Origin of the sequence: Comamonas sp. MYb69 (assembly GCF_037479315.1) — a bacterium.
Taxonomy (GTDB): domain Bacteria; phylum Pseudomonadota; class Gammaproteobacteria; order Burkholderiales; family Burkholderiaceae_C; genus Comamonas.
On sequence record NZ_JBBGZG010000024.1, the window covers coordinates 41,497 to 48,787 of the forward strand.

7 protein-coding genes are annotated in these 7,291 nt (G+C 64.8%); 6 read left to right on the top strand and 1 reads right to left on the bottom strand.

Annotation, left to right across the window (positions count from 1 at the left end):
* Positions 1–310: 310 nt before the first annotated feature.
* The 5 genes from WH303_RS23605 (at position 311) to mmsB (ending at position 5,086) form a co-directional block, all read left to right on the top strand.
* On the top strand, positions 311–1,834 hold the full coding sequence (locus tag WH303_RS23605; protein WP_133856063.1) for a CoA-acylating methylmalonate-semialdehyde dehydrogenase: 1,524 nt from the start codon (positions 311–313) through the stop codon (positions 1,832–1,834).
* Positions 1,835–1,902: 68 nt separating this feature from the next.
* Positions 1,903–2,310 (top strand): lysozyme inhibitor LprI family protein, encoded by a 408-nt coding sequence (locus WH303_RS23610; protein ID WP_339521302.1) that lies wholly within the window; start codon positions 1,903–1,905, stop codon positions 2,308–2,310.
* Between the two features lie 98 nt (positions 2,311–2,408).
* Positions 2,409–3,575: an acyl-CoA dehydrogenase family protein gene (locus WH303_RS23615; RefSeq protein ID WP_339521303.1), complete on the top strand. Its 1,167-nt coding sequence runs from the start codon at positions 2,409–2,411 to the stop codon at positions 3,573–3,575.
* Between the two features lie 43 nt (positions 3,576–3,618).
* Entirely contained in the window at positions 3,619–4,110 is a 492-nt protein-coding gene (locus WH303_RS23620; protein WP_339521304.1) for a TfoX/Sxy family protein, read from the top strand.
* Positions 4,111–4,186: 76 nt separating this feature from the next.
* The gene (gene mmsB, locus WH303_RS23625) at positions 4,187–5,086 is read left to right on the top strand and encodes a 3-hydroxyisobutyrate dehydrogenase (protein WP_339521305.1); all 900 of its coding nucleotides are present in this window, start codon (positions 4,187–4,189) and stop codon (positions 5,084–5,086) included.
* A gap of 28 nt (positions 5,087–5,114) precedes the next feature.
* Here the strand turns inward: mmsB and WH303_RS23630 are convergent, their stop codons facing one another.
* A complete protein-coding gene (locus tag WH303_RS23630; RefSeq protein ID WP_339521306.1) occupies positions 5,115–6,416 on the bottom strand; it encodes a glutamate carboxypeptidase in 1,302 nt (433 codons plus the stop codon).
* A 125-nt stretch (positions 6,417–6,541) separates the two neighbouring features.
* Here WH303_RS23630 and mnmD point away from each other — a divergent pair.
* A partial coding sequence (gene mnmD / locus WH303_RS23635) for a tRNA (5-methylaminomethyl-2-thiouridine)(34)-methyltransferase MnmD (protein WP_339521307.1) occupies positions 6,542–7,291 on the top strand: 750 nt, incomplete at its 3' end.

A 7,291-nucleotide genomic window follows, 5' to 3' on the forward strand; every position in this document is an offset into this window, starting at 1 on the left:
TGCGTCTATCGTGGGCTCGGGTGCGGGCTCCGGCGCAAGCGCAGACGCGGTGCGTTCGCCCTGCACAGGCGCCTTCGCGCCCAACAGCTGACCAATTCTGTCCAACCAACCCATGGCAGTCTCCTTGCTGCAAGCGATCAACCCAGCATGCACCCGGCCGCCAGCAACCCAGCGGATGTGCAGCGCCGCACAGCCCTGTGCAGCCAACCTCTTGTTTGGGCGAATGCGCACATCTACCATGTGCATAACGGTGCGTTGCCCAGCGGCAACCTGCCGCCTCTCTCTACTCTAGATTCCCAGGAGACAAAACATGAACGCACCGCAATCCACCAGCACCTTGGCGCCGACCGTCAAGCTGCTGATCAACGGCCAGCTGGTCGAATCCAAAACCACGCAATGGCGTGATGTGGTCAACCCCGCCACGCAGCAGGTGTTGGCCCGCGTGCCTTTTGCCACGCCCGAAGAGATCAACGCCGCGGTGGCCAATGCCAAGGAAGCGTTCAAGACCTGGAAGAAGACGCCCATCGGCGTGCGCGCCCGCATCTTCCTCAAGCTCCAGCAGCTGATCCGCGAGAACATGAAGGAGCTGGCCGCCATCCTGACGGCCGAGCAAGGCAAGACCCTGCCCGACGCCGAAGGCGATGTCTTCCGGGGCCTGGAAGTGGTCGAGCATGCCGCCAACATCGGCTCGCTGCAACTGGGTGAGCTGGCCAACAATGTGGCCAATGGCGTCGACACCTATACCCTGAACCAGCCTCTGGGCGTGTGCGCGGGCATCACCCCCTTCAACTTCCCGGCGATGATCCCACTGTGGATGTTCCCGATGGCGATTGCCACGGGCAACACCTTTGTGCTCAAGCCCTCCGAGCAAGACCCGATGGTGACCATGCGCCTGTGCGAGCTGGCCCTGGAAGCGGGCGTGCCCCCGGGTGTGCTCAACGTGATCCACGGTGGTGAAGACGCTGTCAACGCCATCTGCGACCACCCCGATATCAAGGCCATCAGCTTTGTTGGCTCGACCAAGGTCGGCACCCATGTATACAACCGCGCATCGCTCAACGGCAAGCGCGTGCAATGCATGATGGGCGCGAAGAACCACGCCATCGTGCTGCCCGACTGCAACAAGGAGCAGTCGCTCAATGCGCTCGCTGGTGCCGCCTTTGGCGCGGCCGGCCAACGCTGCATGGCCTTGTCGGTGGTGGTGCTGGTTGGCGAGGCGCAGAAGTGGATCCCCGAGCTGGTCGAAAAGGCCAAGACCCTGAAGGTGTCTGCCGGTACCGAAGCGGGCACCGATGTGGGCCCGGTCGTGTCCTGCCAGGCGCTTTCGCGGGTGGAGAGCCTGATCGAGCGCGGCATTGCCGATGGCGCCAAGCTCGAGCTCGATGGCCGCAAGCCTGCCGTCGCCGGCTTTGAAAAGGGCAACTTTGTCGGCCCAACCGTCTTCTCCGGCGTCAAGCCCGGCATGGCCATCTATGACCAGGAAATCTTTGGCCCGGTGCTCTGCATTGCCGAGGCCGCCGATATCGATGAAGCCATTGCCTTCATCAACGCCAACCCCAATGGCAACGGCACCGCCATCTTCACGCAAAGCGGCGCCGCTGCGCGCAAGTTCCAGGAAGAGATCGATGTCGGCCAGATCGGCATCAATGTGCCGATTCCTGTGCCCGTGCCGCTGTTCTCGTTCACCGGCAGCCGCGCCTCCAAGCTCGGCGACCTGGGCCCCTACGGCAAGCAGGTCGTCATGTTCTACACGCAGACCAAGACCGTGACGGCCCGCTGGTTTGACGACAGCACCATCGCCCATGGTGTGAACACCACCATCAGCCTGAAATAAGCGGCCTTGGCAAACAACGCAGCGGGCCTTTGCCGGGCCGCTGCAGTTTTGCGGCGATGATCTGGGCTATGCCCCATTTCCTTGCATTCCGCCCAGCGCTGCTGGCTCTGTTTTTTGCAGCCTCGGCTGCCCTCGCCCCGCAGACCGTGCTGGCCCAGGCCGGCGCGGCCTGTGTGAGCGGCGGCAATACCGAGCAAACCAATGCCTGCGCGGTGCAGGCCTTTCAGCAAGCCGATACCGACAACAACATCTTGTATGGCGACGTCATGCGCATTCTGTCGGCGCACGAACGCCCTGCCTTGCGCCGCGACCAGAACGAGTGGATACGCCAGCGCGCCGCCACCTGCAAGAAGCAGCAGGCCGCGCACGAGGCCCAGCCCGACTGGCCGCGCCGCTACCACGAATGCCTGGTGGCCGAAATCGGCAAGCGCAAGAAGGAGTTGATGGTCTGGCTGCACGAAGGCCCGCCGCACTAGCTGCTGCAAAAACCATAGCCAGCCGCGTTCACCACAAAACGCTGCTGCCCGGGCCTCCCATGCCCGGCGCAGCACGATAAGAGACAGGAGACAAGCCCATGGATTTCGAGCTATCAGAAGACCAACGCGCCTTTGCCGACACCGCGCGCGCCTTTGCCCAGGCGGAACTCGCCCCGCATGCCGCGCACTGGGATGCCGAAGCCGTCTTTCCCCGTGAGGCGATTGCCAAGGCGGGCGAGCTGGGCTTTTGCGGCCTGTATGCCCCCGAAAATGCCGGCGGCCTGGCGCTGCCCCGGCTCGATGCCACCCTGGTGTTTGAGGAGCTGGCCGCCGTAGACCCCTCCACCACCGCCTTCATCACGATCCACAATATGGCGACCTGGATGCTGGGCACCTGGGCCAGCGATGCCGTGCGCGAGGAATGGGGGCCCCTGCTCGCCAGCGGCCAGAAGCTCGCCAGCTACTGCCTGACCGAGCCCGGTGCCGGGTCCGACGCCGCCTCGCTCAAGACCCGGGCCGAGCTGGTCGGCCATGACTACATCATCAATGGCAGCAAGGCCTTTATCAGCGGGGCAGGCGCCACCGACATGCTGGTACTGATGGCCCGCACGGGCGACGCACAATCGGGTGCCTCGGGCATCAGCGCCTTTGCCGTGCCCGCGCACCTGGAAGGCATCAGCTACGGCAAGAAGGAAGAAAAAATGGGCTGGAACAGCCAGCCCACGCGTGTGATCAGCTTTGACAATGTGCGCATCCCCGCCAACCATCTGCTGGGCCGTGAGGGCGAAGGCTTCAAGATTGCGATGAAGGGGCTCGACGGCGGCCGCATCAATATCGCCACCTGCTCCGTGGGCGCGGCCCAGGGCGCGCTCACCCAGGCGCAGAGCTATATGCAGGAGCGCAAGCAGTTCGGCAAGCCGATTGCGAGTTTTCAGGCGCTGCAGTTCAAGCTGGCCGACATGGCCACCGAGCTGGTCGCCGCGCGCCAGATGGTGCGCCTGGCCGCCAGCAAGCTCGATGCCGGCGCGCGCGATGCCTCCACCTACTGCGCAATGGCCAAGCGCTTTGCGACGGATGCGGGCTTCAATGTCTGCAACGATGCGCTGCAGCTGCACGGCGGCTACGGCTATATTCGCGAGTACCCGCTCGAGCGGCTGATGCGCGACGCCCGGGTGCACCAGATTCTGGAAGGCACCAACGAGATCATGCGGGTCATCATCGCCCGGCGCATGCTCGATGGGGATGCGCCTGAGGCCATCCGCTGAGCAGGCGCTGCCTTGCCCCCTCCTGCCCAAGCACCCTCCCACCATGCCACGCCGCCCTTTGGACCCTGAAACCCTGCGCCTTATCGATGCCGTGCGCCTGGCACTGGCCGAGCAAGCCGTGGGCGTCTCGGTCGAAGAGAAAACCATGTTCGGCTGCCATGTGTTCATGGTCGACGGCAAGATGTGCCTGGGCGTGGAGAACGACGAGCTGCTGGTGCGCATTGCGCCCGAAACCCATGCCCAGGTGGCAGAACTGCCGGGAGTGCGGCCGCTGTCGTCCAAAGGCTTGATGGACGGCTATTTTCTGGTGGGGCCCGCCGCCTATGCCACGCGTGAGGCCTGGCAGCACTGGATCGATGCGGCGCTGGCCTTTAACCCGCGCGCCAAGGCGACCCCAAAGAAAAAGCCCAAGGCTGCTACTTCCGATCCCTCCGCCAAGCCGCTGAAAAAAGCAAAAACCGCCAAAGCGGCTGGCGATGCGAACCCAACGCCCGCCGCCCGCAAACGCCACAGCGTGTTTGACAGCGATCTTTGAACTCTGACTCCGACGCTGTCTTTCCTTATCCATGCCAACCCACAACCCTGTGCAATAACACTTCAAGGAGACAAATATGGCAACTATCGCATTCATCGGCCTGGGCAATATGGGCGCGCCCATGGCCATCAACCTGGCCAAGGCGGGCCACCAGGTCCGCGCTTTTGACCTGAGCCGCGAAGCGGTGGCCAAGGTTATGGCCGAAGGCGGCAGCGCCGCGACCAGCGCCCAGGAGGCCGTCGAAGGCGCCGAGGTCATCGTCAGCATGCTGCCCGCCAGCCAGCATGTCGAAGGCCTGTTTCTGGGCAACGGCAGCCAGGCGGGGCTGCTGCAAGGCATCGCCAAGGGCGCGCTGATCATTGACAGCTCCACCATCGCGGCAGCAACCAGCCAGAAAGTGGCCAAGGCCGCGCAGGCGCTGGGCATTGGCTTTATCGATGCGCCGGTCTCCGGGGGCACCGGCGGCGCGATTGCCGGCAGCCTGACCTTTATGGTCGGCGGCAGCGCAGCCGACCTGGAGCGTGCCCGTCCGCTGCTCGAGAAAATGGGCAAGAACATCTTCCACGCCGGCGATGTCGGTGCGGGCCAGACCGCCAAGATCTGCAACAACATGCTGCTGGGTATTTTGATGGTGGGCACCAGCGAGGCTATTGCACTGGGTGTTGCCAATGGCCTGGATCCCAAGGTGCTCAGCGAGATCATGCGCCGCAGCTCGGGCGGCAACTGGGCGCTGGAGGTCTACAACCCCTTCCCCGGCGTGCAGGACGCCAGCGCCGCCACGCGTGGCTACACCGGCGGCTTTGGCACCGATCTGATGCTCAAGGACCTGGGCCTGGCGCAGGAAAGCGCGATGACGGTGAAGGCCAGCACCCCGCTGGGTGGCATGGCGCGCCAGCTGTATGCGGCGCACAGCATTGCCGGCCATGGCGCGGAGGACTTCTCCAGCGTCATCAAGATGCTGCAGAAAAAGGGCTGAGCCTCAGCCCTGCTCCGGCGGCCGGCGATCAGCGCGCGGTCGCCGGCTCCGACAGCGCCATCACCATGCGCGCCACCAGGTACAGGCGCGGCGCAATGCAGTCCAGCAGGATGTATTCGCCATACATGTCATGCGCGCCATAGCCGCACACGCCCATGCCCTCGACCACCCCACCCCGGGTGTTGAGGGCGGCAAAAGCGGCATCGGTGCCGCCGCCCAGCGCCACATCGTTCACATGCAGCGGTATGCCCAGCTCATCGCGGTAAATGGTTTGCGCCTGCGCAGTGATGCGGCGTGCGGCGTCGCTCGCCTGCATCGGCGGGCGGCGCAGCTCAAAGCGGGCCGTCACCTTGCTGCCTTCCAGCAGGCGGTTCTTGATTTTTTCCTGCACCGCATCTTGCAGCGCCTGGAAATCCTGGGCCCGCAGCGCCCGGGCATCGGCCTGCGCCTGTGCGTGGGGCGGTATCACATTGCGCGTGGTGCCTGCCTGCGCGATGGTCCAGTTCAGCTTCAGGCCGTTTTCGGGTTGCGACAGGTCGCGCATCTGCAGCAGCTGGTGCGACAGTTCATACAGCGCATTCACCCCCGCTTCGGGCTTGGCCCCGGCATGCGAGGATTTGCCCTGCACATCCAAAAACATGGCGCCAATGCCACTGGTGGCCAGGTGCAGGGTGCCCTGCAGGCCGCCACTCTCGAAAGAGAAAATGGCATCCTGGTCGCGCGCCAGTGCGCTGATCAGCCGGCGCGAGCCCGGCGAGCTGATCTCCTCATCGCTGTTGAACAGCACGGTGATCTCGCCAAAGCTATCATAGCCCAGCTTTTGCAGCATCGCGATGCTGTGCAGCACCAGCGCCACGCCCTGCTTTTCGTCCTCGACACCCAGGCCGTAGACGCGATCGCCCTCAATGCGGAACGGCTGCTTGTCCACATCGCCGCGCTGGTAGACGGTGTCCATATGCGCAATCATCATGATGCGCGACTGCCCCCGGCCCTTGAAGACGGCCTGCACCATGGGGCCGACCTGCTCGGGCGTATCTTCCAGCCGCACCACATCCGTCGCCGGAATGATCTGCACCTCGCCGCCCAGTGCTTTCAGCCGCTCGGCCGCCACCTGGGCGATATAGCTCACGCCGCCATAGTCACGGCTGCCCGATTCGATATGCACCAGGTTCTTCAAGGTCGCCAGCATCGGCGTTTGCTCTGCCTGCGCAGCGGCATAGACGGCGGGCTGGGCTTGGGCGGGTGTTTGGGCATGGCCAGGCAGGGTCCAGGCCAGCGCCAGCAACAGGCAATGAGAGACTAGAGAACGGGCAGACGGTCGATCAGGCATGGGGCCATGATAGCCCGGGTTTGACAACAAATTGTCACAAAACCGCCATCCAGGGAATGCTGCGCGGCGCGCTGGGACTGAACTCCCTACAATCCCCCTTCTTTGAGAGATGATCTTTGCAAGCCATGACTGAGACCGTGCAATGGATGGCCGACGGCACGCCCTACAGCCCCCGCTTTGCTGACCGTTACCACAGCGAAGCCGCCCATGCACTGGCCCAGGCCGAGCAGGTGTTTCTGGCCGGCTGCGGCCTGCCCCAGGCCTGGGCCGGCCTACCGCAATGGCGCATTCTGGAGACCGGCTTTGGCTTTGGGCTCAATTTTCTGGTCACCTGGCATGCCTGGCAGCAAGACCCAGCCCGCCCCGCGCTGCTGCACTTTGTCTCGACCGAGGCCTTTCCCATTGCGGCGGCTGACCTCTTGGCGCAAGCGCGCAAGTTTCCCCATCTGCTGCCGCTGGCCGAAGAACTCGCCGCCCAATGGTGGGGGCTGCTGCCGGGCGTGCACCGCCTGCGCCTGGCCGGTGGCCGGGTGCTGCTCAGTCTGCTGATTGGCGACAGCCAGGCCATGCTGCGCCAGCAAGAGCTGGTGGCAGACAGCATCTACCTGGACGGCTTCAGCCCCGCGCGCAACCCCGATATGTGGAGCCTGCACAGCTTGAAGGCCGTGGCACGCTGCGCCCGGCGCGGCACCCAGTTGGCGACCTGGACCATCGCCGCCCAGCTGCGCCGCGACCTGGCCCAGTGCGGCTTTGCGGTGCGCAAGGTGCCGGGCGTGCCGCCCAAGCGCGACAACCTGCAGGCGAGTTTTGCTCCCCAATGGGAGCCGCGCAAGGCGCCGCTGTGGCCGCTGGGAGCGCAGGCCCTCCCGGCGCGG

Coding starts and splice junctions, on each gene's coding strand:
- WH303_RS23615 (WP_339521303.1), top strand. CDS start 2,409: ATGGATTTCGAGCTATCAGAAGACCAACGCGCCTTTGCCGACACCGCG.
- WH303_RS23610 (WP_339521302.1), top strand. CDS start 1,903: ATGCCCCATTTCCTTGCATTCCGCCCAGCGCTGCTGGCTCTGTTTTTT.
- WH303_RS23620 (WP_339521304.1), top strand. CDS start 3,619: ATGCCACGCCGCCCTTTGGACCCTGAAACCCTGCGCCTTATCGATGCC.
- mmsB (WP_339521305.1), top strand. CDS start 4,187: ATGGCAACTATCGCATTCATCGGCCTGGGCAATATGGGCGCGCCCATG.
- WH303_RS23605 (WP_133856063.1), top strand. CDS start 311: ATGAACGCACCGCAATCCACCAGCACCTTGGCGCCGACCGTCAAGCTG.
- WH303_RS23630 (WP_339521306.1), bottom strand. CDS start 6,416: ATGCCTGATCGACCGTCTGCCCGTTCTCTAGTCTCTCATTGCCTGTTG.